Origin of the sequence: Halocynthiibacter namhaensis (genome assembly GCF_000812685.1) — a bacterium.
Classification (GTDB): domain Bacteria; phylum Pseudomonadota; class Alphaproteobacteria; order Rhodobacterales; family Rhodobacteraceae; genus Halocynthiibacter; species Halocynthiibacter namhaensis.
In genome coordinates this window covers 16,862-42,683 of record NZ_JWIF01000011.1, presented here as the reverse complement: position 1 = coordinate 42,683, position 25,822 = coordinate 16,862, and the positions used below count along the sequence as shown (strand labels likewise).

The 25,822-nt window shown below is 53.5% G+C and carries 24 protein-coding genes; 4 read left to right on the top strand and 20 right to left on the bottom strand.

What is annotated here, in order from left to right; all coding sequences use genetic code 11:
- Positions 1 to 21: 21 nt before the first annotated feature.
- Complete coding sequence (locus RJ38_RS01240) at positions 22 to 801, bottom strand: SDR family oxidoreductase (RefSeq protein ID WP_039017103.1); 780 nt, start codon at positions 799 to 801, stop codon at positions 22 to 24.
- 293 nt (positions 802 to 1,094) lie between these two features.
- Between RJ38_RS01240 and RJ38_RS01235 the strand changes: the two genes are divergently transcribed.
- The 4 genes from RJ38_RS01235 (at position 1,095) to RJ38_RS01220 (ending at position 6,345) form a co-directional block, all read left to right on the top strand.
- Positions 1,095 to 2,159, top strand: coding sequence for a Hint domain-containing protein (locus tag RJ38_RS01235; protein ID WP_052245117.1), 1,065 nt, complete (start codon positions 1,095 to 1,097; stop codon positions 2,157 to 2,159).
- Positions 2,160 to 2,230: 71 nt separating this feature from the next.
- On the top strand, positions 2,231 to 3,838 hold the full coding sequence (locus RJ38_RS01230) for a peptide chain release factor 3 (protein WP_039017102.1): 1,608 nt from the start codon (positions 2,231 to 2,233) through the stop codon (positions 3,836 to 3,838).
- A gap of 1 nt (position 3,839) precedes the next feature.
- On the top strand, positions 3,840 to 4,604 hold the full coding sequence (locus RJ38_RS01225; RefSeq protein ID WP_039017101.1) for a hypothetical protein: 765 nt from the start codon (positions 3,840 to 3,842) through the stop codon (positions 4,602 to 4,604).
- A gap of 205 nt (positions 4,605 to 4,809) precedes the next feature.
- The gene (locus RJ38_RS01220; protein WP_039017100.1) at positions 4,810 to 6,345 is read left to right on the top strand and encodes a DEAD/DEAH box helicase; all 1,536 of its coding nucleotides are present in this window, start codon (positions 4,810 to 4,812) and stop codon (positions 6,343 to 6,345) included.
- 128 nt (positions 6,346 to 6,473) lie between these two features.
- Here the strand turns inward: RJ38_RS01220 and RJ38_RS01215 are convergent, their stop codons facing one another.
- The 19 genes from RJ38_RS01215 to RJ38_RS01125 form a co-directional block, all read right to left on the bottom strand.
- Complete coding sequence (locus RJ38_RS01215) at positions 6,474 to 8,141, bottom strand: ribonuclease J (protein WP_039017099.1); 1,668 nt, start codon at positions 8,139 to 8,141, stop codon at positions 6,474 to 6,476.
- Entirely contained in the window at positions 8,138 to 8,917 is a 780-nt protein-coding gene (locus RJ38_RS01210) for a type III pantothenate kinase (protein ID WP_039017098.1), read from the bottom strand. The genes RJ38_RS01215 and RJ38_RS01210 overlap by 4 nt, the downstream gene beginning before the upstream one ends.
- Positions 8,918 to 8,932: 15 nt before the next feature.
- Entirely contained in the window at positions 8,933 to 9,688 is a 756-nt protein-coding gene (locus tag RJ38_RS01205) for a biotin--[acetyl-CoA-carboxylase] ligase (protein WP_039017097.1), read from the bottom strand.
- Positions 9,678 to 11,120: an NADH-quinone oxidoreductase subunit NuoN gene (gene nuoN / locus RJ38_RS01200; protein WP_039017096.1), complete on the bottom strand. Its 1,443-nt coding sequence runs from the start codon at positions 11,118 to 11,120 to the stop codon at positions 9,678 to 9,680. Before nuoN ends, RJ38_RS01205 begins: the two co-directional genes overlap by 11 nt.
- 12 nt (positions 11,121 to 11,132) lie before the next feature.
- Positions 11,133 to 12,680 carry an NADH-quinone oxidoreductase subunit M gene (locus tag RJ38_RS01195; protein ID WP_039017095.1) on the bottom strand — a complete coding sequence of 516 codons (1,548 nt, stop codon included), beginning with the start codon at positions 12,678 to 12,680 and terminating at the stop codon, positions 11,133 to 11,135.
- Between the two features lies 1 nt (position 12,681).
- Entirely contained in the window at positions 12,682 to 14,829 is a 2,148-nt protein-coding gene (gene nuoL, locus RJ38_RS01190) for an NADH-quinone oxidoreductase subunit L (RefSeq protein ID WP_039017094.1), read from the bottom strand.
- A 6-nt stretch (positions 14,830 to 14,835) separates the two neighbouring features.
- Positions 14,836 to 15,141 carry an NADH-quinone oxidoreductase subunit NuoK gene (gene nuoK, locus RJ38_RS01185; RefSeq protein ID WP_039017093.1) on the bottom strand — a complete coding sequence of 102 codons (306 nt, stop codon included), beginning with the start codon at positions 15,139 to 15,141 and terminating at the stop codon, positions 14,836 to 14,838.
- Between the two features lie 118 nt (positions 15,142 to 15,259).
- On the bottom strand, positions 15,260 to 15,874 hold the full coding sequence (locus RJ38_RS01180) for an NADH-quinone oxidoreductase subunit J (RefSeq protein ID WP_039017092.1): 615 nt from the start codon (positions 15,872 to 15,874) through the stop codon (positions 15,260 to 15,262).
- Positions 15,871 to 16,296, bottom strand: coding sequence for a carboxymuconolactone decarboxylase family protein (locus RJ38_RS01175; protein WP_039017091.1), 426 nt, complete (start codon positions 16,294 to 16,296; stop codon positions 15,871 to 15,873). Before RJ38_RS01175 ends, RJ38_RS01180 begins: the two co-directional genes overlap by 4 nt.
- Positions 16,293 to 16,784, bottom strand: a complete 492-nt coding sequence (nuoI, locus tag RJ38_RS01170) for an NADH-quinone oxidoreductase subunit NuoI (RefSeq protein WP_039017090.1) — start codon at positions 16,782 to 16,784, stop codon at positions 16,293 to 16,295. Before nuoI ends, RJ38_RS01175 begins: the two co-directional genes overlap by 4 nt.
- A gap of 3 nt (positions 16,785 to 16,787) precedes the next feature.
- Positions 16,788 to 17,828 carry an NADH-quinone oxidoreductase subunit NuoH gene (nuoH, locus tag RJ38_RS01165; protein WP_039017089.1) on the bottom strand — a complete coding sequence of 347 codons (1,041 nt, stop codon included), beginning with the start codon at positions 17,826 to 17,828 and terminating at the stop codon, positions 16,788 to 16,790.
- Between the two features lie 10 nt (positions 17,829 to 17,838).
- Positions 17,839 to 18,240 carry a hypothetical protein gene (locus RJ38_RS01160; protein ID WP_039017144.1) on the bottom strand — a complete coding sequence of 134 codons (402 nt, stop codon included), beginning with the start codon at positions 18,238 to 18,240 and terminating at the stop codon, positions 17,839 to 17,841.
- A 62-nt stretch (positions 18,241 to 18,302) separates the two neighbouring features.
- A complete protein-coding gene (gene nuoG, locus RJ38_RS01155; RefSeq protein WP_039017088.1) occupies positions 18,303 to 20,321 on the bottom strand; it encodes an NADH-quinone oxidoreductase subunit NuoG in 2,019 nt (672 codons plus the stop codon).
- A 3-nt stretch (positions 20,322 to 20,324) separates the two neighbouring features.
- Positions 20,325 to 20,747 carry a DUF5333 domain-containing protein gene (locus tag RJ38_RS01150; RefSeq protein ID WP_052245115.1) on the bottom strand — a complete coding sequence of 141 codons (423 nt, stop codon included), beginning with the start codon at positions 20,745 to 20,747 and terminating at the stop codon, positions 20,325 to 20,327.
- Positions 20,748 to 20,896: 149 nt separating this feature from the next.
- Complete coding sequence (gene nuoF / locus RJ38_RS01145; RefSeq protein ID WP_039017087.1) at positions 20,897 to 22,192, bottom strand: NADH-quinone oxidoreductase subunit NuoF; 1,296 nt, start codon at positions 22,190 to 22,192, stop codon at positions 20,897 to 20,899.
- Between the two features lie 54 nt (positions 22,193 to 22,246).
- On the bottom strand, positions 22,247 to 22,468 hold the full coding sequence (locus RJ38_RS01140) for a DUF5337 domain-containing protein (protein ID WP_039017086.1): 222 nt from the start codon (positions 22,466 to 22,468) through the stop codon (positions 22,247 to 22,249).
- 3 nt (positions 22,469 to 22,471) lie between these two features.
- On the bottom strand, positions 22,472 to 23,662 hold the full coding sequence (locus tag RJ38_RS01135; RefSeq protein ID WP_039017085.1) for an NADH-quinone oxidoreductase subunit E: 1,191 nt from the start codon (positions 23,660 to 23,662) through the stop codon (positions 22,472 to 22,474).
- 55 nt (positions 23,663 to 23,717) lie between these two features.
- On the bottom strand, positions 23,718 to 24,938 hold the full coding sequence (locus tag RJ38_RS01130) for an NADH-quinone oxidoreductase subunit D (RefSeq protein ID WP_202903853.1): 1,221 nt from the start codon (positions 24,936 to 24,938) through the stop codon (positions 23,718 to 23,720).
- Positions 24,938 to 25,813: a sulfotransferase gene (locus RJ38_RS01125; protein WP_039017083.1), complete on the bottom strand. Its 876-nt coding sequence runs from the start codon at positions 25,811 to 25,813 to the stop codon at positions 24,938 to 24,940. The genes RJ38_RS01130 and RJ38_RS01125 overlap by 1 nt, the downstream gene beginning before the upstream one ends.
- Between the last annotated feature and the right edge of the window lie 9 nt (positions 25,814 to 25,822).

Sequence of the window (25,822 nt, the reverse complement as noted above, 5' to 3'; positions counted from 1 at the left end):
CCCTTACATTCTTTCTAAAACTTACAGTGTCGCGTTCACCGCACCGCCATCAAGCAGAATATTCTGACCAACGATAAAGCCCGCGTGTTGGGAACAGAGAAACGCACAGGTTGCGCCGAATTCCTCAGCCGTTCCATAACGGCGGGCCGGGATCGTCGCTTCTCGCTGGGTCTTGGCGTCATCCATGCTGATTCCCTGCGCGTTCGCAACACCGCCATCCAGCGACACCGCGCGATCCGTGGCATGAATGCCCGGCAGCAGATTGTTGATCGTCACACCACTGGGCGCAACCTGGCGCGATGTGCCTGCCACATAGCCCGTCAACCCCGTGCGCGCCGCGTTGGACAGGCCAAGCACAGCAATCGGCGCCTTCACAGATTGGGATGTGATGTTCACCACCCGTCCCCAACCCCGGTTCATCATCGCGGGCACCAACGCTTTGATCATCGCGATGGGCGCCAACATATTTGCGTCTAAAGCTTGAATAAAATCGTCACGTTCCCAATCGCTCCACATGCCCGGAGGCGGACCACCGGCGTTATTCACGAGAATATCCACATCACCAGCAGCCGCCAAAACCTTTGCTTGCCCAGCGTCGGTCGAGATATCAGCAGCCACAGTCGTGACCTCAACACCATAGGTGCTGCGGATGCCCTCAGCCGCCGCCAGAAGCGGGCCTTCCGTCCGGGCATTCATAATGATATCAGCACCTTCAGCCGCCAATGCCTGCGCACATCCAAAGCCAAGCCCCTTCGATGACGCGCATATTAATGCACGCTTTCCTTTGATTCCCATATCCATATTTGATCTCCATCCCCATCGGTCAGCCCCGCCAAGGGCCATCTCAGTTGCACAATTCGGTGTTCATATTCAATAAAGGCACAGATCCCGCAAATGTCACCCCACCTCGCACAATCTTCCTGCATCTTACCGTATTTTTTGATAGTTTTTTCGAAGAATTAGGACTGTGCTGATATCAAACAGCTGATACTATACAAATAGACGACTTGAGTTATTTTTTTGCCTTGTTTAAATAGTGTTAAAGATCAAGCCCAAGATTAACCTGCGGTTCCGCAGACAGATTGTAGGTAAATGTGAACGTTTTATATAACAAAGAATATGCCGCCGCAGATGCCGGACGTTTCAGTTTACCCGTGATCCCAGGATCCTGTTTTATTGTTTCAGACGGCGTTAATTTAGGTGACACCCTGCAAGACGCAGCAGGTCTTTTACTTGATGATCACTATCAAATCAGTCGCGACAGCGCGTTGCAAAGCCTAGAAATCATCCCTGTACCGGCTGACACATCCTTTGATGCCATTGCAAAGCCCGATTATCTGATCGCGTCGGAAACAAATATCGGTCAACCGGGCAACGCGATTTTCTTGGATTCCGTCATCACATTGATGAAACACAACGGGAAGACGATTGATGCGCTCATTATGGTCGAGGTCTGCCCAAAAACTGGACATTTCGTCCAAACACATTTGCTGCCAATGACCGACATTGCGCCCTCTATCCCCTACCGCTTGATTGGCATAAATCGCCAAAACCCTCAGAAATTCTTCGCGCTGATCGCATGTGTATCATTTGGCGGCGGCACCTCCATCACTTTGGCAAATGGCACACAACGTAAGGTCGAAGACCTTCGCGCAGGCGATCACGTTTTAACCCGCGATAACGGATCACAAGAAGTGCGCTGGGTTGGCGGCACGACACGTCGCGCTGTTGGGAAATTCGCGCCGATTCTCATCAAAAAAGGTGCGCTGAACAACGCGAGGGATTTGTTCGTCAGCCCCACACAGCGTCTGTTTTTCTGGCAACGCGTGGATTTACTTGAACTTGGCCGCTCGGAAGTCATGGTGCAGGCCCGTCATTTGGTGAATGATGATACCATCCGGACCTTCGAAGGGGGCTTCATCGATTACTATCAAATCCTGTTTGATGATCATCAAATCATTTATGCTGAAGGGATTGCGGCTGAAAGCATGTTGCTGGATCCCAGCACAAGCCCCGCCCTGCCAGATGAAATGAATGTACAGCTTTCCGACGTTGCCCCCACCCAAGCTATGGGATCCCCCCGGGTTTATGAGGTCGAAAAGACTGACTTGCATCTCGACATGGCAGACCGTCTCAAACGCGCGTCATCCCCCCGTTAATTCTGGGCAATTCTTGTTAATTGATGGGGGCTAAGCTTGCTCTTTGAACATCGCGGCCCTATAGGAATGCCATGTCAGATTTAGCACCAAACCAGCCCGTCCTACCGCCCGAGATTGCGAACCGTCGCACATTCGCGATCATTTCGCACCCGGATGCGGGGAAAACCACTCTGACAGAGAAATTTCTTCTCTATGGTGGCGCTATTCAGATGGCCGGTCAGGTCCGGGCCAAAGGCGAAGCACGCCGCACCCGTTCTGACTTTATGCAGATGGAAAAAGACCGCGGCATCTCTGTGTCGGCATCGGCCATGTCATTTGACTATGATGGGCATCGTTTCAACCTCGTTGATACGCCTGGCCACTCGGATTTCTCGGAAGACACCTATCGCACGCTGACCGCTGTGGATGCCGCTGTTATGGTGATCGACGGCGCAAAAGGTGTGGAAAGCCAAACGCAAAAACTGTTCGAAGTTTGCCGCATGCGCGATCTTCCCATTCTGACCTTCTGTAACAAGATGGACCGTGAAAGCCGCGATACATTTGAAATCATTGACGAAATTCAGGAAAACCTGGCAATCGACGTGACACCGGCATCCTGGCCGATTGGGACAGGGCGTGAATTCATTGGATGTTATGATATCCTGCGCGATCGTCTTGAACTGATGGATCGCGCGGATCGCAATAAGATCGCGGAAAGCATTGAGATCAACGGACTTGATGATCCTCGTTTGGCAGAACACGTCCCAGCCGATCTGCTTGAACAGTTTCTCGAAGAAATCGAGATGGCCAAAGAACTTCTCCCACCGCTTGACCACCAAGCCATGCTGGACGGCACATTGACGCCGATTTGGTTTGGCTCAGCGATCAACAGTTTTGGCGTGCAAGAACTGATGGCCGGCATCGCAAAATATGGCCCGCAACCACAGCCACAGACTGCACAGCCACGCGATATCGACCCGGCTGAGAAAAAGGTCGCGGGCTTTGTTTTCAAAGTGCAAGCCAACATGGACCCCAAACACCGTGACCGCGTGGCCTTTGTTCGCATGGCCTCAGGCCACTTCAAACGCGGCATGAAATTGACCCATGTGCGCACAAAAAAGCCCATGGCGATCTCTAACCCCGTGTTGTTTCTCGCCTCTGACCGCGAACTGGCCGAAGAAGCATGGGCGGGCGACATCATCGGCATTCCCAACCACGGCCAATTGCGCATCGGCGACACATTGACCGAGGGCGAAGCCCTGCGCGTCACCGGCATCCCCTCGTTTGCGCCGGAATTGCTGCAAAGTGTCCGCGCTGGTGATCCGCTGAAATCAAAGCACTTGGAAAAAGCCCTTATGCAATTCGCCGAAGAAGGTGCCGCAAAAGTGTTTAAGCCATCAATCGGATCTGGCTTTATTGTTGGCGTTGTTGGGCAGCTTCAATTTGAAGTTCTGGGGTCTCGCATTGAACTTGAATATGGGTTGCCTGTGAACTTCAGCCCCAGCCAGTTCACCTCAGCGCGCTGGGTACACGGCGAAAAATCAGCTGTCGAAAAATTTGCGGACGCCAATAAACAACATATTGGATATGATAACGACGGCGACACTGTGTTCCTGACACGGATGCAATGGGACATCGACCGCGTTGTGCGTGACTACCCGGATGTGACCCTATCAGCGACCAAGGAAATGATGGTTTAGCATGGCAAAGGCCGAAAGCATCACCTGGAAAAGTGGCTTTGCTGGCCTTCTTAATGAATGGAACCTCCGCGAGGAACCATTCGCTTCAAACACCGTTGTTTTGCCTGATGTTCATGCCGATCTCGCCATATTGGCCAGTACACCCTGCCCGCCTCCGGCCGCAAATTTCACGCATCAAGGGCGGTTGCATTATCCTTCCCGGATGCAGGACGTACATGTGGAAATGTCACGGGAATATGTTGCGCAATCCGCACTCTGTCTCATGACAGCACAACTCATTCCCGTTTTCCGGCGACGCAATCCAGCAGACGAATTCATCGTGTTGTGGCATCGCGTCTGGGCAGAGCAAGCGCAACATTTACTGGACCGTTTATCATCGCGTTGGAAGATTTCAGCCATCCAGACATTCGCTGAACTCGGAGAAACCGAAACCGAACGCCTTTTAGGGTGCGAAGCTGTACAGTTTTTCGGAATGTTGAAGATATTTGAGGCCGAACGCAAAACATCCGGCTTGCCCAGTTGGAAGATTTTTAGCTTCGGAGCCAAAAATCGTGGCCCCATGCCTTTGAAGATGGAGCCTTTCAGCTTGGAAGACGGCGACCTAGACCGCTATTTGGTCATGCGTTTGTTTCAGCTTTGTCAAAGTTGCCAGGACACTCCGGTTTCTTGGCTTGTGATGGATTTATTGAACGCACTGAATACAGACAGCAACAATATTTTCCACCGGCTCGCCAAAGTTCGCGGAAATCAAAACAGCGACAGCTGACAATCGCGTCTGATTGTTGCACCCCCGTCGCAGTTTCCACTTAGGCGTGATTGGTATGCGCGCTTTATTGACCTTCGCGTAGAAAGGCGCTACGACGTTCGGTGTCTGGAGCACCCCATTGTACCGGCGGCCACGCGGGTCGCGCGCTCCGAAAATCCCCTGTTCAGCAGGGCCAGGGAATACGCCCTGCAAGTCATGGATAATAATGACAAAATTTAGTGATCTAAAACTTGGACCCAAGGTCCTGAAAGCCGTTGATGAAGCGGGCTACGAAAGCCCCACACCGATTCAGGCTGGCGCAATTCCCCCTGCCCTTGAGGGGCGTGACGTGTTGGGAATCGCCCAAACTGGCACAGGAAAGACTGCGTCTTTTACCCTGCCAATGATTTCAATGCTGGCCCGTGGGCGCGCTCGTGCGCGTATGCCACGGTCCTTGGTTCTGTGTCCAACGCGCGAATTGGCAGCCCAGGTTGCTGAAAACTTCGACACATACGCCAAACATGTCAAACTGACCAAAGCCCTGTTGATCGGTGGTGTGTCCTTCAAAGAACAAGACATGCTGATTGACCGTGGTGTTGATGTTTTAATCGCGACACCTGGCCGTCTGTTGGACCATTTTGAACGTGGCAAGCTGCTGTTGACCGGTGTGCAAATTATGGTTGTGGATGAGGCCGACCGTATGCTTGATATGGGCTTTATCCCTGATATCGAACGCATTTTCGGCCTGACACCTTTCACACGCCAGACCCTGTTCTTCTCGGCCACTATGGCCCCTGAGATCGAGCGCATCACAAACACCTTCCTGTCTGCGCCTGCGCGTATCGAAGTTGCACGTGCCGCCACAACAAACGACAAAATCACCCAAGGTGTGGTGATGTTCAAACCATCACGCAAAGATCGCGCCAGCAGTGAAAAACGCAATCTTTTGCGTAAGTTGATTGATAGCGAAGGTGAAAAATGCACCAATGCGATCATTTTCTGCAACCGCAAGTCTGACGTTGATATTGTTGCAAAATCCCTAAACAAAAACGGCTATGACGCATCGCCAATCCACGGTGATTTGGACCAAAGCAAGCGTATGGAAACATTGGATGCGTTCCGCTCAGGCAAGCTTCGCTTCCTTTGTGCGTCCGACGTTGCCGCCCGTGGACTTGACGTGCCAAACGTCAGCCATGTGTTCAATTTCGACGTTCCAGGACATGCGGAAGACTATGTGCACCGCATTGGCCGCACGGGTCGCGCCGGCCGCACTGGCACCGCCTATATGATCTGCGGCCCATCGGATGAGAAAAACTTCGACGCGATCGAGGCTTTGGTTCAGCAGCCGGTTCCACGCTTGGAAAACCCGCTGAAGAAAGACCCAGCCCCCGCGGTTGAAACCAAATCCGATGATGCACCGACTGAAAAGCCCAAGCGTACACGGACGCGGCGCAAACCACGCGACGAAAAGCCTGTGGATGCGAAACCGGAAGCGGTTGATGCGGCGCCAGCAGTGCAAGAAGATACCGTGGTTCCAACCACAGAAGCAACAGCTCTATCCCAGGATGATGCCAAGCCAAACCGCAGTCGCGGTGGACGCGGTCGTGGCAAAGGCGACAACAACAACGCCCATGGCAACCATGCAAATGGCAACAACACAACTGGCAATGCCAAAGCACGCGACAACCGCGTGGTTGGCATGGGCGACCACCTGCCCGGCTTTATCGCCATGAGCTTTGATGAACGCCGCGAAGCAGGCTAAGCCCTTCATATAACCTAATTAAAAAGGCGCGCTGGTTCAAACCAGCGCGCCTTTTTTTGATTTTAATCGTAAATATTCTGTTGGCAGAGGTTGGTGCGGGGGCTGGCCCCGCACCGGCAATTAACCAGTTATGCCAAACGGCTGATCACAACCGTAACTTCGGGCTTATGACCCACTTCATTATTGGCGGAACGACGGGTTTCACGACGCAGCGCTTCTTCCAAAGCGTCATCATCACGCAGGGTTTTCTTGCCTGTACGATTGATCAACTGGCCTAGATCCGCTTCAAGCACATCTTGCAAAGGCGCGTTTGAACGACCGGTCTCAGCCAAGCCTTTCAGCTCGACCCAAGGTTCGCCCAGTGGTTCATTGTTCTCATCGATGATCATCGTCACCAGAACATGACCGTTCAGCGCCATACGGATACGATCGCGCACGACACCATCCATGGCACCGATTTGCACGGACCCATCGAGATATGTTCGGCCGGTTTGGATCGAATCAACAATCGCGCCACCACGGGTGATGTCGATCATCGTGCCATTCACGGCCAACACGGCGGAACGCCCATGGCTCATGGCGACCTTCACATGTTCACGCAGGTGACGGTGTTCACCGTGCATCGGAATGACAAGATCAGGGTTCATGATCTCATGCGCCAATTCAAGATCCGGGCGGTTTGCGTGACCAGACACGTGATAAATGCCCGCGCGATCATCGACCACATCCACACCTTTTTCAGAAAAGCTGTTGATGATTTTGATCACACCGCGTTCATTGCCTGGAATGGTTTTGGATGAAAATAGGAACAAATCCCCTTCTTTCATCGTCAGACCAAGATATTTCCCGCGTGCCAGTTGGGCTGATGCCGCACGGCGTTCGCCTTGGGAACCAGTCACCAGCAACATCAGGTTTTCGCGTGGCAATTCGCGTGCGTCTTCAGGGGAGATCGTTTTGGGGAAGTCCTTCAAAACGCCAGTGGCGTGGCCCGCTTCGACCATGCGACGCATGGAACGGCCCAGCAAACAGACGGAACGGCCCGCAGCAACACCAGCGTCCGCCAATGTTTTCACGCGCGCCACGTTGGATGCGAAAGTTGTCGCAACAACCATGCCTTTGGACTCGCCCACCAATTTGGTGATCTCAGGACCAACGGAAGCTTCTGATTTGCCAGCGTGTTGTGAAAACACATTGGTGGAATCACAGACCAGCGCCTTGATGCCGTCTTTCGCGATATCCGCCCACATGACTGGATCAAAGGCTTCGCCCACCAATGGGGTTTCGTCCATTTTGAAGTCGCCCGTGTGCACGATACGGCCTTCTGGCGTGTCGATCACAAGGCCGGAACTTTCCGGGATGGAGTGCGCCAAAGGCATGAAGGAAACCTTAAACGGTCCCGCATCAATCATCGCAGGCCAAGGGCTTGCGATGATCACTTGATCCGCAGGTGCACCCTGTTCCTCCATTTTACGTGTCGCGTGATAGGCCGTGAAAGGGCGCGCATAAACCGGCGCTTCCAGGCGATCCCACAGGTGCCCAACGGCCCCAACGTGGTCTTCATGGGCGTGGGTGATAAAGATCGCATCCAAGCGGTCTTTGCGTTCTTCCAGCCAAGCGATATCGGCGAAAATCAGATCAACGCCAGGGGATCCATCCATATCCGGGAAGGTCACACCAATATCCACGAGAATAAAGCGTTCTTTATCCTTCGGGCCATAGCCATAGACATATGCGTTCATGCCAATTTCCCCGGCGCCGCCAAGGGGAAGATAAATTAGACGATTTTTGCTGCTCATAAGTTGCCAGCATCCTTATTATATTTGTGAATGACGACCAATCCATGCATGGTCAGATCGTCTTCAATTGTGTCAAAGCCAACGTCGGCTTGTTCAAACAGGGGCGCAAGTCCCCCAGTGGCGACCACTTTCATCGGCTGGCCATACTCCGCTTTAATCTTGTCGATCAGACCTGAGATCAGGCCCGAGTAGCCCCAGAAAACACCAGATTGAATACAGCCAACTGTATCCGTTCCAATCACTTTGTCCGGGCGTGAAATATCCACATGTGGCAGCGCGGCTGCACCCTGATGCAGGGCCTCAAGCGACAGGTTGATTCCCGGCGCGATCACACCGCCTACATACGCGCCATCTTCTGCAACCACATCAAAATTCGTAGCTGTCCCGAAATCAACCACAACTATGTTGCCCCCATGCCGATCCCAGGCGGCAGCGGCATTGGCCAATCGGTCAGGACCAGGGCGCGTGCCCTCATCCACACGGGATGTGACGGGCAACATGCATTCGGGCTTGCCAACCACCAATGGTCGGCAATCAAAGAAACGATCCGCGAACACACGCAGGTTCCACACCACACGCGGCACAGTCGAGCTGATCACCACATCCGTAATATCCGCGCTGATGCCATAATGGCTGATCAATGTGGTGAACCAGGTGAAATAGGCATCCGCCGTACGCGAATGATGGGTGGATGTACGCAGGGTACACAGGAATTTTTCGCCGTCCCAAATGGAAAACACGGTGTTTGTATTGCCGCAGTCAATGGCCAGAAGCATCGTGCCCCCTCCCCCTCAGAAGAAAATATCGGCGGCGGCAATCACTTGACGCCCAGCCGTGGTTTTCAGAACAAGGCTTCCCGCCTCGTCAATTGTCTCAAATGTGCCGGTGATCTCGGCGGTGCCGGTGCGGGCAGTGATCACATCGCCAAGCCGGGCAGCGCGGGCAAGAAAGCCTTCGCGCAGCGGGCCAAACCCATAGGTTTTCAACCGGTGTTCCCATTGTGCAAAAGCCGGGGCCAGCAGATCAAGGAAGGTTTCTGGCGCCATATGCGCCCCAGCTTCCTGCAGGCTGACTGGACGCACAGCGCGCTTCTCAAGCCCATCCACAAGTGGCACATCCGCAAGGTTCACGCCGATCCCAACCGCAAGATGCATCAAACCAGATTGCCCCGCGATCCCAGCACTTTCCAACAGGATGCCCGCAAGCTTGCCACCGTTCAAAAGCACATCATTGGGCCATTTCAACGCGAAAGCATCCGCACGCCCCGTGGCGGCAACACAGGCGTCATAAAGCGCCAAAGCAGCAACAAAACTGTAAAGCGCCACATCACCGGGCTTGCCGTCTGGGCGCAGCGCCAAAGTGGCGGAAAAATTCCCTTTCGGGTCAACCCAGCCCCGACCACGGCGCGCGCGGCCTTTGGTTTGCTCTAACCCCAGAATCCACGTCGGCCCCGAAAGTGTCGGGGCCTGACGAATTGCTTCAGCATTTGTACTGTCGACAGAGGGGAGGACAATACGCCCTACCCCTTCAGGCCATTTAGTTGACAAGGGCTTGTGCCGCTGCTGCTGCGAGGGGTTCAACGCCAAACAGGTTCACGATACCAACCAACATGATCACGGCAGATGCCATCAGACCCGCTGTCAAAACCGGTGAAATGCCACCATCCAGCGCGTCGTCATTTTCCTCACCGAAGTACATGAAATACACGATGCGCAGGTAATAGAACGCACCGATAACCGAAGCAATCACACCAGCAACCGCCAGCCAAGACATGCCCGCGTTCACGGCCGCTTGCAGCACATAGAACTTGCCAAAGAAACCAAGCATCGGCGGAACACCCGCGAGGCTGAACAGCAGAACCAGCATCGCCAATGCGCGCAAAGGCTCGGCCTTGGCGTATTGGTTCAGCGCGGAAATATCAGTCACAGCCTTGCCGTCTTTCTCAAGCGACAGGATGAAGGCAAATGTGCCGATGTTCATGGTCACATAGATCGCGATATACACCAGCATGGCTTGCACGCCAAAGACAGTACCAGACGCAAGCCCCATCAAGGCAAAGCCCATATGCGCGATGGATGAATAGGCCATCAGGCGTTTGATGTTTTTCTGACCAATCGCAGCGATTGCGCCAAGGAACATGGATACAACGGACAAAAGCGCGATGATCTGGCTCCAGTCCGCAGTTACGCCGCCAAATGCGTCATGCAGCACGCGGGCAAACAGACCCATGGCCGCAACTTTTGGTGCGGTTGCAAAGAAGGCCGTCACAGGTGTGGGTGAGCCCTCATAAACATCCGGTGTCCACATGTGGAACGGTGCAGCAGAGACTTTGAACGCAAGGCCGGATGCGATGAACACCATGCCAAACAGCAAGCCAAGGCTTGCGTGGCCACCATGCATTGTCGACATGATGCCTGCGAATTGCGTGGTACCAGCGAAACCATATGTCAGCGATGCGCCATACAGCAGCAGACCAGAAGACAGGGCGCCAAGCACGAAATATTTCAAGCCCGCCTCAGTGGAACGCACTGAATCGCGGTGCAGCGAGGCAACCACATAAAGCGCAAGTGATTGCAGTTCCAAGCCCACATACAGCGCCATCAAATCGCCTGCGGACACCATCATCATCATGCCAACAACCGCCAGCGTGATCAGGATCGGGTACTCAAAGCGCAGCAAATCACGCTTTTCCATGTAATCCTGGCCCATGACCAGCACGGCTGCTGCGGACAGCAAGATCACCACTTTGGCGAAACGTGCGAAAGCGTCGTCATTGAACATGCCGTTAAACGCGGTCTGTGTGCCCGGCCCCGCAAAAGCGATCCAAAGACCGACAATTGTGAACATTGCCGCCGTTGCCCAAAGGATCACGCCCGCAAGTTTATCCTTGCTGGTGTAAACCCCGACCATAAGCGCCGCCATCGCGTAAACCGCCAAGACGATTTCCGGCAATACAACTGAAATATCCTGAGAAATCATAGTACAGGTCCCTTAATGCGATGCTGCCGGAGCCGCGACCTCTGCCATGACGGCAGGGACGGCTTCGTGATAGTTATGTACAAGTGCTTCCACAGATGGCCCGATGATATCGGTGACCAACCAAGGCGCAACACCCAGTAAGATTGTCATGACAACCAGCGGCGCGAAGATGATCTTCTCGCGTGGTGTGATGTCGGAAATTGTTGCCAATGCTTCTTTGATCAGCTCGCCCATCACCACACGGCGATAGAGATAGAGCGCATAAGCCGCCGACAAGATCACACCGGATGTCGCGAACATTGCGACCCAAGTGTTGACCTGGAAGATGCCCATCAAGACCAAGAATTCGCCGACAAAACCAGAGGTGCCCGGCAGGCCAACGTTCGCCATGGTGAAGAACATGAAGATCAAAGCGTAAGCCGGCATGCGGTTCACAAGACCACCATAAGCGCTGATTTCGCGTGTGTGCATGCGATCATAGATCACGCCCACACATAGGAACAACGCACCCGAGATAAACCCGTGGCTGATCATCTGGAAAATCGCACCATCAATACCTTGCTGGTTCGCCGTAAAGATCCCCATGGTCACGTAACCCATGTGGGCCACGGATGAATAAGCGATCAGTTTTTTCATGTCTTCTTGCACAAGCGCCACAAGCGACGTGTAGACAATCGCAATCGCGGACAACCAGAACACCATCGGTGCCAAAAGGTCAGATGCAACCGGGAACATCGGCAGTGAGAAACGCAGGAAGCCATAGCCACCCATTTTCAAAAGAACCGCCGCCAGGATCACAGACCCGGCCGTTGGCGCTTGAACGTGGGCGTCAGGAAGCCATGTGTGCACAGGCCACATTGGCATTTTTACCGCGAAACTTGCGAAGAAGGCCAAGAACATCAGGGTCTGCATGCCGCCAACGACTTGCATGCCCAAAAGGCTGAAGCTGCCGGTGTCAAATGTATGCGTCAACAATGTTGGAATGTCGGTTGTGCCCGCATCCAAGAACATCGCGATCATCGCAACCAACATCAAAACGGATCCGATGAAAGTGTATAGGAAGAACTTGAACGCCGCATAAATACGGTTTGCCCCGCCCCAAATCCCGATGATCAGGAACATTGGGATCAAGCCCGCTTCAAAGAAGACGTAGAACAACACAAGGTCCAGCGCCATGAACACACCCAACATCAGGGTTTCAAGCAGCAGGAATGCGATCATGTAATCCTTGACGCGGTCCGTAACGGTCCAACAGGATAGGATCACAATCGGCATCAGGAATGTGGTGAGCATCACAAACAGGATCGAAATCCCGTCAACGCCCATCTTATATTTCAGGCCCATGATCCATTCTTTTTCCTCAACGAACTGAAAGCCCGTGTTGGCAGGGTCAAAGCCGGTCAGAATGAAGATCGACAGAAGGAAGGTTGCACTGGTTGCAATCAACGCAAGCATCTTAGCATTTTTCTGTGCTGCCGCATCATCACCGCGCAGGAATACTGCAAGGATCAATGCTGCAAGCAGTGGAATAAATGTGACGATGGAAAGAAGGTTTTCCATGTTATTCAGCCCCTCCGCTGATCGTAAGCCATGTCATCAGAACCAGAACGCCGATGACCATCCAGAAGGCATAAGTAAAGATAAAGCCGGACTGCGCGCGACCCGCGAGCCGTGTGAAGAATGGGATAATCCCCATGGCAACACCATTCAGCGCACCATCAATCGTTTGCTGATCGCCACGTTTCCAAAGGAAACGACCCAGCGCCTGCGACGGTTTGACGAATAGGAAATCAAAGATCTCATCGAAGTACCATTTGTTCAGCAGGAACTGATAAGCATGTGGCTGTGCCTTGGCCAAACGACCTGGCAAAGTTGGGTTCCAGATATACATCCAAAGCGCCAACAGCAGACCCGCCAGCATCGCAATGAATGGCGAAACCTTAACCCATTTCGGGGCGTGGTGTGCGTTATCCATCACGTGATTGTCTGGGTGGGTGTAAACCGCACCTGAACCTGGGGTCCAACCGGCCGCATGTTCTTCAGCTGCATCAGCATGGGCATCCGCGACAACAACCTCAGCATGACCAGCGTCCGCTTCAACAGTTGTGGTGCCGTGATCATCCGCTTGTGTATCGCCGTGGCCATCTTCTGCCACTGCGACTTCATGTGTTGGCACACCGTAGAATTTGTTCACTGCATCATGATCGCCAAAGAACGGCGACAACCAAAGCATACCGGCAAACACCGCACCCATTGCCAGCACACCAAGCGGCACCAACATAACCATTGGGCTTTCATGTGCGTGATCATGGGTATGCGCGTCACCGCGCGCCTTGCCAAAGAAGGTCATAAACATCAGACGCCATGAGTAGAAAGACGTCATAAAGGCGGCAATCACCAGCATCCAGAAACCAAAACCACCCGCGGCAGTATGTGCACCCCAAGCGCTTTCAATGATCGCGTCTTTAGACAAGAAGCCCGCAAAACCGATGGTTGTCAGTGGGATACCAACACCCGTGATCGCAAGGGTACCGATCATCATGGCCCAATAAGTCACTGGGATCTTTTTGCGTAGATCACCGTAATTATTCATGTCTTGTTCATGGTGCATTGCGTGAATGACGGACCCTGCCCCAAGGAACAACATCGCTTTGAAGAACGCGTGCGTGAACAGGTGGAACATCGCCGCTGAATAAGCGCCAACACCCACGGCCACAAACATATAGCCCAGCTGCGAACAGGTGGAATATGCGATGACGCGTTTGATGTCGGTTTGCACAAGGCCAACGGTCGCCGCGAAAAACGCAGTCGTGGCACCGATGTAGACGATGATTGTTGTGGCTTCTGGTGCGAATTCCATCAGTGGCGACATGCGACACATCAAGTAAACGCCTGCCGTTACCATGGTCGCCGCGTGGATCAGGGCTGACACGGGTGTCGGGCCTTCCATCGCGTCAGGCAACCAAGTGTGCAGGAACAATTGCGCAGATTTACCCATCGCCCCGATGAACAAGAGGAAGGCCAGCAGGTTCGCCGCGTTCCATTGCGTCCAAAGGAAGCTGATGTTCTGATGCGCCAGATCCGGTGCAGCCACAAAGATGTCATCAAGCTTGATGCTGCCCGTCATGTAAAACAGGCCAAAGATCCCAAGTGCGAAGCCAAAGTCACCGACCCGGTTCACAACGAAAGCTTTCATCGCCGCCGCGTTTGCGGTTGGTTTCTTATAATAGAAGCCAATCAACAGGTAAGACGCAACGCCCACACCTTCCCAGCCAAAGAACATTTGAACCAGGTTGTTTGAGGTCACCAGCATCAACATGGTGAAGGTAAAGAAGCTGAGATATGCAAAGAACCGCGCGCGGTAGTTTTCACCCTTGGCTTCATCAAAGTTCACGTCATGGGCCATGTAGCCCCATGAATACAGGTGAACCAAGGATGATACCGTGGTCACAACAACCAACATAATCGCGGTCAAACGGTCCAAACGAATGGCCCAATTTGTGTCCAATGTGCCGGACTGGATCCATGTTCCCAGTTCGATCAGGCGGGTTTCGCCGTCAAAACCAAGGAACACGACCCAAGATAGAAGTGCTGCAAGAAACAGCAGGCCTGTGGTGACAAGCTGTGCGCCTTTTTCACCGATAATCCGCCAGCCGAAACCGCCGATCAGCGCCCCCACAAGCGGGGCAAAGAGGATGATTTTTTCCATGTCCCCTTACCCTTTCATTACATTGACGTCTTCAACCGCGATCGTGCCACGGTTGCGGAAGAAGCAAACAAGGATCGCAAGGCCAATCGCGGCCTCCGCTGCGGCCACTGTCAGCACGAAAAGCGTAAACACCTGCCCGACGAGATCGCCGCTGTAGGATGAGAACGCCACAAGATTGATATTCACCGCCAGAAGCATCAATTCGATCGACATCAACAGAATGATGACGTTCTTACGGTTCAGAAAAAGCCCGAAGATGCCAATGACGAACAAAGCCGCCGCTACGCCTAGGTAATGTTCAAGTCCGACCATTTTTCCCTTAGTCCTTCTTCTCTTCGTTCTTTTTATTCTTATCACCACGCGCCAGCATGACGCGCAGAGTTATTCCAAAAGCAATCATCGCAATCCCGATGATCAGCCAGCTGTTCACTTACAGCCCCTGCCCCGGTTTCACGTCGATCAGCTCCATTGCTTTGGCTGGATCGCGGTGCATTTGTTCCATCACGTTTTGACGTTTGACGTTGGTGCGGTGACGCAGTGTCAGAACAATCGCGCCGATCATTGCGGTCAGCAGGATCAGGCCTGAGGCTTGGAACAGGTAGATATAGTCATCATAAATCAGCAGACCCAAAGCTTGGGTGTTGTGAATGTCGCCAATCGCTGGTGTCACGGCTTGGCGCAGGCTTTGCGCTTCTTCTGCGACTTGCCACGTGCCAAATACCATGGCCAATTCCATCAGGATCACGATGCCAATCAACAGGGCAACGGGCATATATTTCGCCATGCCGCTTTTGAGTTCGGCAAAATCCACGTCCAACATCATCACAACGAATAGGAACAGAACCGCGACCGCGCCCACATAGACGATGATCAACAGCATCGCGACAAATTCCGCGCCCAAAAGCACGAACAGGCCCGCCGCCGATAGGAACGATAGGATCAACCACAAGACTGAGTGCACCGGGTTGCGGCTGATCACCGTGAGGAACCCAGCAACCACAGTTGTGAGGGCAAAAAGATAAAATGCGAAATCAGCGACTGTCATTCGCCTGTCTCCTTTTTCTCGCTGTCAGCCAGCGCATCCTGTGCAAATTTTGCGGCGCGTGTAGACGCGGGCAGACCTGCAAACATTCCCATCATTGCGATGGTCTCTGAAATTTCTTGGGGCGTGGCCCCGGCAACATGTGCGTGACGCACCGTCAGTTTAAACGGCGCTTCCGCCTGTGCGCCCTGGCAAGTCAAACCCGCCAAGGTCAGCAATAATTTTGTCTTCGCGTCCAGGCCATCTTCCGACAGGCCCTTGCCGAACATCCCTTCCATCCAATCTGCTGGCATGGTTGGGATCAGCTTTTCAAACCCGTCCGCTGCGAAGGTCTCAAGCGCCGGGTTCACGGCTTTCGCCATCTCCCCGAACTGTTCTTGGGCCTGTTCCATCATCGCTGCAAAAGGGTTTGTTGGGTTGCTCATCGGTAAGGCGCATCCATTTCTAGATTGCGTGCGATTTCCGCTTCCCAACGTGCACCGTTATCCAAAAGCTTTTCTTTATCATAGAACAGCTCTTCGCGGGTTTCGGTTGAGAATTCGAAGTTTGGCCCTTCAACGATCGCGTCCACGGGGCAGGCTTCTTGGCAGAAACCGCAGTAGATACATTTCGTCATATCAAGGTCATAGCGTGTTGTGCGGCGCGAACCATCATCGCGGGGTTCCGCGTCAATGGTGATCGCTTGTGCCGGGCAAACCGCTTCACACAGTTTACAAGCAATGCAACGTTCTTCGCCATTTGGGTAACGGCGCAGCGCGTGTTCACCGCGGAAACGTGGGCTAAGAGGCCCTTTTTCCTGTGGGTAGTTCAGCGTTGCTTTTGGGGCAAAGAAATATTTCAGACCCAATTGAAAGCCCTTGATGACATCCATCAGCAGAAAGTATTTCGCCGCGCGTGTGTAATCCATAGCCATCGATTAGCCCCCCACTGCCCAGCGTGCATAAGCACCGCCAAAGGCTCCGTATTGTGCAAAGAACGCGACCAAAACAACCCAAGCCAGTGACATTGGCAGGAAGACTTTCCAACCGATGCGCATCAGTTGGTCGTAACGGTAACGCGGTGTGATTGCCTTCACCATCGCGAAGATGAAGAAGAAGAAAATGATTTTCAGGATCAGCCACAGGATGCCATCTGGCAGGCCCGGAATGGGTGACAACCAGCCACCAAAGAACAGCAGTGATGTCAGGGTACACATCAACACAACCGCCATCAATTCACCGATCATGAACAGAAGGAAAGGCGTGGATGAATATTCAACCTGATAGCCCGCAACCAATTCGGATTCCGCTTCGGGAAGGTCAAATGGGGGACGGTTGGTTTCAGCCAGGGCTGAGATGAAGAACAGGAAGACCATCGGGAAATGCGGCAGCCAGAACCATGAGAAGATGCCATATGCGCCGTCTTGTGCCGCCACGATACCTGAGAAGTTCAAGGAACCGGATGAGATGATCACACCGATGATGATCAGGCCAAGCGAGACTTCATAAGAAATCATCTGCGCGGCAGATCGAAGGGATCCCAAGAATGGGTATTTCGAGTTCGAAGCCCAACCGCCCATGATCACGCCGTAAACCTCAAGTGAGGAAACCGCGAAGATATACAGAACCGCGACGTTCAAATCTGCCAGAACCCAACCTTCATTGAAGGGGATCACGGCCCAGGCGATCACCGCCAGAACGAATGTGGTCATCGGGGCTAGGAAGAAGACAGCTTTGTCAGCCCCTGCGGGTACAACGACCTCTTTCACGATGTATTTCAGGAAATCCGCAAAACTTTGCAGCAGACCAAAAACCCCAACCATGTTGGGACCTTTGCGCATTTGCACAGCCGCCCAGACCTTACGGTCCGCGTACATCAGGAAGGCCAAGGCCACCAGAATAGGAACAAGCACCAACAGACACTGACCAATGATCAGCAATGTTATGCCCAGGTTTGTAGTGGTGAAGAATTCGACCATCTGTTGCCTCTTATACCGTCGGTATGTCAGTTTCCACGCAGTTCGCACGAACGACTTCAGCGTCGATTGTGCGGGATCCACGTGGCAGCGCCGCTGAGATGCTGTAAACAGCATCCCCCTGCCAAACGCCAGCCTCAATTTCAATATTCGTGCGTAAATGCCGTGCAAATCCGTAACCACGGATCAAAGCATATTGCGCCGCAGCACAATCCGCATAGGCAGCAACATCTGCTCGCCCACGCGCACCGCGCATTTTGACGTCAAAGGCGATCAAGTCGTCACCTTCATAGTCCCGATCCAGCAGGTGGGTTTCAATGCCAAGATATTCCGGCTTGAAAGGCCCATCATGTGTCACGTCAGTCGTTCCTGCACCCGCCACACATCCGAACAGACCCACAGCCACAGACGCCATAAGCGCCCCTGCCCGCAGGATACCTCGCGGTGAGGATCCGGTGATATGGTGGGTGAGGTTCATTATTCAGCTGCCATCGCAGTTTCACGACGCGCTTTTGCGTTCGCGGACAGTTCCGCCATCAACTGGCTGGACCGTGCAATTGGGTTGGTCAGGTAGAAATCTGTGATCGCATTCACAAATGTCGCCTTGCCCATTTTACGCAGTGGAACGCGTTTCCATTCATTTTCAGGAACCACATCCATCGCGCCCAAATGTGGCACGGCTTCGATCATCTGGGTGCGCAAACCACCAAGACTGTCCCAAGGCTGTGTGGCCTCAAGTTCAGCAGACAGCGCGCGCAAAATCGCCCAGTTTTCTTTCGCATCACCCGGCGCAAATCCCGCACGTTGTGCAAGCTGTGGACGCCCTTCGGTGTTCACAAACACGCCGCTTTCTTCAGTATATGCAGCACCCGGCAAGATCACATCCGCACGATGCGCACCGCGATCACCATGGCTGCCCTGATAGATCACGAAAGCACCCTTAGAAATCTCAACTTCGTCGGACCCAAGGTTGTAGATCACCTCAGCACCGTCAAGTGCGGCTTCAAGACCGCCCTCAGTCACAGCACCCACATCCATCGCACCAACGCGGCCGGCTGCCGTGTGCAGGACCATCAGTTTGCTTTCTGTGGTTTCAGCGAATTTCATCGCCTGGGAAAGCACCGCTTCACCGTCGGCTTCGCGCAAAGCGCCCTGCCCGATGATCACAACAGTTTCACGCGTCAACGCATCCGCATGTTCACCTTCATTGAGGTTCGCCAAAGCGGCGCGATCATCGCCAATGTGGAAATATTCATAGGACAGATCAATCTTCGGCCCAACAACACCGATTTTCGCGCCAGCAAGCCAAGCTTTGCGGATACGGGCGTTCAAAACCGGGCTTTCAATGTTTGGATCGGTGCCGATCAACATGATCCCTGTCGCGGTATCAATGTCTTCAATAGAGGCCGTGCCAACGTAACCAGAACGGTTGTCATCCGGCAATTTCGCACTGTCGGTGCGGCATTCAACCTTACCGCCAAGACCCTCAATCAGTTGTTTCAGCGAAAAGGCCGCATCAGTTGACACAAGATCGCCAATGATCCCGGCAACTTTCTTGCCCTTCATGGCGTCAGCCGCTTTGCCCAGGGCTTCGCCCCAAGTGGCTTTGCGCAGTTTACCACCTTCGCGGATGTAAGGCGTATCCAAGCGTTGACGACGCAGACCATCCCACACGAAACGTGTTTTGTCAGAGATCCATTCCTCGTTCACGCCATCATGGTTGCGTGGCAGAATGCGCATCACTTCGCGACCTTTGGTGTCCACACGTATGTTGGCCCCCAGAGAGTCCATAACATCAATGGTTTCAGTCTTGCGCAATTCCCAAGGGCGCGCGGAAAACGCGTAAGGTTTGCTTGTCAGCGCGCCAACCGGGCAAAGATCAATGATATTGCCCTGAAGGTTCGAATCCAGTGTTTCATTCAAATAGCTTGTGATTTCAGCATCTTCACCACGGCCCGTTTGGCCCATCTGGGTGATGCCCGCGATTTCAGATGTGAAACGCACACAACGCGTACAAGAAATACAACGTGTCATCGCGGTTGAGACCAATGGACCAAGATCCAGATCATCTACAGCGCGTTTCGCTTCCTTGTGACGTGTGGTGGACAGGCCATAAGCCATGGCCTGATCCTGCAAATCACATTCGCCGCCTTGGTCACAAATTGGGCAATCCAGCGGGTGGTTGATCAGCATGAATTCCATCACACCTTCACGCGCCTTTTTCACCATGGGTGAATTGGTTTTCACAACAGGTGGCGCACCTTCGGGACCAGGGCGAAGGTCACGGACCTGCATCGCACAGCTTGCCGCCGGTTTGGGCGGGCCGCCAACGACTTCAACAAGACACATCCGGCAGTTGCCAGCAATCGACAGACGTTCATGGTAACAGAAACGTGGCACTTCCACGCCCGCCTGTTCGCACGCCTGTATAAGGGTCATGGCCGGGTCGACCTCAACCTCTTTTTCGTCGATGATGATCTTACGCAGGTCCGTCATGTCCTAGTCCGTCCTTAGAAAATTGCCGATTTGGCTGTCAGCGGTCATTTCCGCATTGCCAACGGCGCAATAACTTTCCGCATCACCCTCACGGGCACCACGGCTTGAAAGCCAATTGTCGACACGAACGTAAAGGCGGGCCTCTTCGTCTGGGTCATCGACATAAGCTTCGATTTCTTCTGCACTATAGCCTTCAGCCTGCGCGCGATTATGTACACTGCGCAAAAAGGCAAAGCTGCGAAACTTGCGATAGGTAATCGTGGGGCAGCGTTTGTGAATACGGCGCACGATGCCCGCCGTGATCAAACCACTGTTCACCCGTTCATTGTCGCGCAAAGGCACGATCTCGGGTGACATTGCAAAACTTGGAACCGCCGTAAGGGTCGTTAAAGCCACGACCCCGAGAAACTTTTTAATATCAGACATATGCTGTCTCCTTTTGATAGAAAGGAGTTGGGGTTTCACCCAGCTGACATTCAATAACACACACGCACACATCCCCAAACACGGCAGAAACCTGCCGTGTCTCGGTGCCTTTTGGCTGATGATATGTTGCGTTATGTTTCATTGTTGTTTTATTCCGCCGCCATCGCGCCCATGCGCCCGGTTTTGTTGGCTTTGATGCGGTCTTCGATCTCTTCGCGGAAGTGACGGATCAGACCTTGAATTGGCCAAGCCGCCGCATCGCCAAGGGCACAAATCGTGTGGCCTTCAACCTGTTTACTGACGTCAAACAGCATGTCGATTTCTTCAACTTCTGCCTCACCGCGCACCAGACGATCCATCACACGCGCCATCCAGCCCGTACCTTCACGGCACGGCGTACATTGGCCGCAGCTTTCGTGTTTAAAGAACTTTGATAGACGCCAAATCGCTTTGATCACATCGGTGTCATTGTCCATCACGATCATACAGGCCGTGCCCATGGAGGATTTGTTTTCACGCATCCAATCGAAATCCATGATCGCATCTTCGCACATGTCTTTCGGCAGGATCGGACAGGACGCGCCACCTGGAATGATGGCTTTCAGATTGTCCCAACCGCCACGAATACCGCCGCCGTGTTTTTCAATCAATTCGCGCATCGGCAAGGACATCGCATCCTCAAACACACAAGGCGTGTTCACATGCCCCGAGATCGCGAATAGTTTCGTGCCCACATTATTCGGACGCCCAAAAGAGCTGAACCATTCAGGCCCACGACGCAGAATGGTCGGCGCAACCGCAATAGATTCAACGTTGTTCACAGTGGTCGGGCAACCATAAAGACCCGCGCCCGCTGGGAACGGTGGCTTCATCCGCGGCATGCCTTTTTTGCCCTCAAGGCTTTCGAGCAATGCGGTTTCTTCACCGCAAATATAGGCCCCTGCCCCGTGGTGCAGATACAAGTCAAAATCCCAACCGGATTTCGCCGCATTTTTGCCCAACAGACCATCAGCATAACATTCGTCAATCGCCGCCTGCAGCGCCTCTTTTTCGCGGATGAATTCACCGCGAATATAGATGTAGGCGTTATTCGCACCAATCGCGAAAGAGGCCAGCAAAGCGCCCTCAATCAACGTGTGTGGATCGTGACGCATGATCTCGCGGTCTTTACATGTACCGGGTTCAGATTCGTCAGCATTGATCACCAAATAGGCAGGGCGACCATCGGTTTCCTTGGGCATGAAAGACCATTTCAGACCGGTCGGGAAACCCGCACCACCACGCCCACGCAGGCCAGAGGCCTTCATCTGGTCGATGATCCAATCGCGCCCGTTCTTGATGATGTTGGCGGTGCCATCCCAATGGCCGCGCTTCTTCGCACCAGCAAGGCTACGGTCATGCATGCCGTAGAGATTGGTAAAGATCCGGTCCTGATCCTTCAGCATCTCGTTCTTCCTTCCATTGCGGATCGCCAAATCGGCCACCCTGCCCAACTGGGCTTAGCTATCATCACGGCGCGCACGCCAAATTCCAAACGTCACAACCAGCACCCAAACAAAGGCGCCCATTGCCATCAGATCGAACAGATAAGCAAAACGTCCGGGTAAGCCCAACATTCTGCCAATCCACTGCCCCCCAAGCCAAAGGATCACGGCACCTGCAACAACAAGGGATAACATCCTTGCCCGCTTCGCCAGTTCTTGATCCTTCTCAGGGGTCATCAATTATTTATCCTTATAAACGCCGCCCTTTTGGACGCGCTTAGAGAATTCAGTTTCTTCGCCAGCTGCCAAGGCTTTCGCCTGGTCAATCCAGCCATCACGAATGATACGGCCTTTGAACTTCAGGCGGCTGTCCACCCAAGCAACGGCGGCATCATCCCATTTGGCAATTTGATCGAAATGCCAGAAACCCATTTCATTCAATGTGGTTTCAAGCTTCGGACCAACACCCTTGAGCTGCTTTAGATCATCCGCACCCGCTTTGCGCGGCGCGGTCATTGTGCGTGGTTTCTTCTCAGCCACGTCATCCGTAGGCGTCGCATCCACTTTCGGAGCAGCCTTCGCAACTTCAGCTTTTGGGGCTGGCTTCTTCGCAGCAGGCTTTTTCGCCGCAGCTTTCGCCGGTTTCGCAGCCTTTTCAGCAGCCGCCTGTTTTGCAGCGGTCATGGGTTCAACCGGGGTTTCGCCATTGCGTGGGCGTCCACCGCGATCGGTCCACGGCGCAGTCAAAGGCACCTCGGATCCGTCAATACGTTTCACGGTTTCGCCAATATCCGTCGCCAGTTGCACAGACGCGTTATACTGTGTTTTGCCGCTTTCATAATCCGCCAGCACAACCGCGCCACCTGCAGGTTCACAGCCATAACGGCCATTTTGCGGACCAGGCACAGGTACTTCGCCTTTGCCCAGACGTGTCAGAATATCACGCAGCATGTCAGGGGTCAGATCCTCGTAGAAATCCTTGCCGATCTGAACCATAGGCGCATTAGAACAGGCCCCCAAACATTCAACTTCTTCCCAAGAGAAATTGCCGTCCTCAGAAACATCATGCGGGTTCGCCGCGATCATCTCTTGGCAAACTGCAATAAGGCTTTCCGCGCCACAGATCATGCAAGATGTGGTGCCGCAAACCTGAACATGTGCAATAGAACCCGTGGGTTGCATCTGGAACATAAAGTAGAAAGACGCAACTTCCAGCGCCCGAATATAGGCCATGCCCAACATATCCGCGACATATTCAAGGGCGGGCTTAGACAGCCACCCTTCCTGTTCCTGCGCACGCCACAACAGTGGAATAATCGCAGATGCTTCGCGCCCCTCAGGGTATTTCGTCAATTGCGCAGTCGCCCAAGCAAGATTGTCTGGGGTGAAAGCAAAGCTGTCAGGCTGGGTGTGGTGTAGACGGCGAAGCATTATGCGCTGGCCTCCTCAGAAAGGTATTCAAAATGCGTTGGGCGTGTGTTCAAGATCATCTGTCGATCTCCCCGAACACGACATCCATGGTGCCGATAATGGCGGCGACGTCGGCCAGTTGGTGACCAACTGCTACGTGATCCATCGCTTGCAGATGCAAGAACCCAGGCGCGCGGATTTTGGAACGGTAAGGTTTATTGGTGCCATCCGCCACAAGGAACACGCCGAATTCGCCCTTGGGGGCCTCGACGCATGCGTAAACTTCACCGGCAGGCACGTGGAAGCCCTCGGAATACAGTTTAAAGTGGTGGATCAAGGCTTCCATTGAAGTCTTCATGTCGCTGCGTTTTGGCGGGCTTAGCTTGCCACGGGCCATCACATCGCCCTGCCCTTCGGGGGCACGCAGCTTTTCAATCGCTTGCAGAATGATCCGCAGGGATTGACGCATTTCTTCCATGCGGCACAGGTAGCGATCATAACAATCGCCATTTTTGCCCACGGGAATTTCGAAGTCGAATTCATCGTAGCATTCATAAGGTTGGCTGCGTCGCAGATCCCATGGCAGGCCAGAACCACGCACCATCACACCAGAGAAGCTCCAGTCCAGGATGTCTTTCTCGGTCACGATACCAATGTCAGCGTTGCGCTGTTTGAAAATCCGGTTTTCAGTCAACAAACCGTCGATATCCGCGAGAACATTCGGGAAGGTGCCACACCATTCTTCAATGTCGTCCAGCAGATCATCGGGCAGATCTTGGTGTACGCCACCGGGACGGAAATAGGCCGCGTGCAGACGCGCGCCACAGGCACGTTCATAAAACACCATCAGCTTTTCGCGTTCTTCAAATCCCCAAAGCGGCGGTGTCAGCGCGCCAACATCCATCGCCTGTGTCGTCACGTTCAACAGGTGGTTCAGAATACGGCCAATTTCAGAATAGAGCACCCGGATCAAGCTGCCACGACGGGGAACTTCTGTGCCGGTCAGTTTTTCAATCGCCAAACACCAAGCGTGTTCTTGGTTCATCGGCGCCACATAATCCAACCGGTCGAAATACGGCAGGTTTTGCAGATAAGTCCGGCTTTCCATCAGCTTTTCCGTGCCACGGTGCAGCAGGCCGATGTGGGGATCGCAACGTTCTACGATCTCGCCGTCCAGTTCAAGCACCAAGCGCAAAACACCGTGTGCCGCCGGGTGTTGCGGACCAAAGTTAATGTTGAAGTTACGGATCTTCTGCTCGCCTGTGCGCGCATCGTCAAACTTCTGGGTTCCGTCCATCATGCTGATACCTTCGCCATATCTCGTTGCCAGCGTGTGGGCAGCTCGCCAAAGCGGGCCTCCACAGCTTTATACTGGTCGTCCAGCAGCGCACGCGCCGCAATTTTCAAGTCGCCCCGCATCGCAGTTGCGCGACCGGCATGAACCTTCTTCTTAAAATCCGCAGATTGGTAATTGATGCCCAGAAAGGTACAAATACTGCGAACTGTTTTCTCTTGGAACAGGCGCTCAAAGAACACCACCTTGCAGTCTTCAGCGGGCAAAGCCTTGTCCATCTTTTCCAATATTCCAGCATAATCTGAACGCTGCATCAGCGACGGATGATGACCAGATTTGATAAGACGTTCCAAAATGAGATTGGCAAACTCGTTCAAAGACTGCCCCTCTTCCAGACGTCGCATTGCATTCATGCGCACATTAGACCACATGCGATCCACCGGATCCCGCATGATGTAGATAAACCGCGTTTTCGGGGCCATTTGTGACATCTCGCGCAACGCATCTTCAGACAAAAGTGCATAAGCTGGCGTGATGTCGCCGCCCAAAATCGCGCCTTCATCTTCGGCGGATTTCAAGATCAACTCGCGATAAGCTGCATGACCATCACGTGGAGCACGCAGAACACGGGCCGCTTCACGATGTTCTTCAGCAGACATCAACATCTTGACCTGTTTCTTCGCATCTTGGTCTTGCGCCGCAGCGATCAGTTGATCCGCTTTCCCTTCGATCCGAAGGGCATGCATATCCACTTTTTCAGGCGTGTCGCTGTTGAAATAATGCAGCTCTTTTACAGCTGGCATGCGGCACTCTGGATGCATGCTTAGATAACGGTAGAGCCAACTGGTCCCCGCTTTCGTTGCACCTATTCCAAACATGAGCGTCGC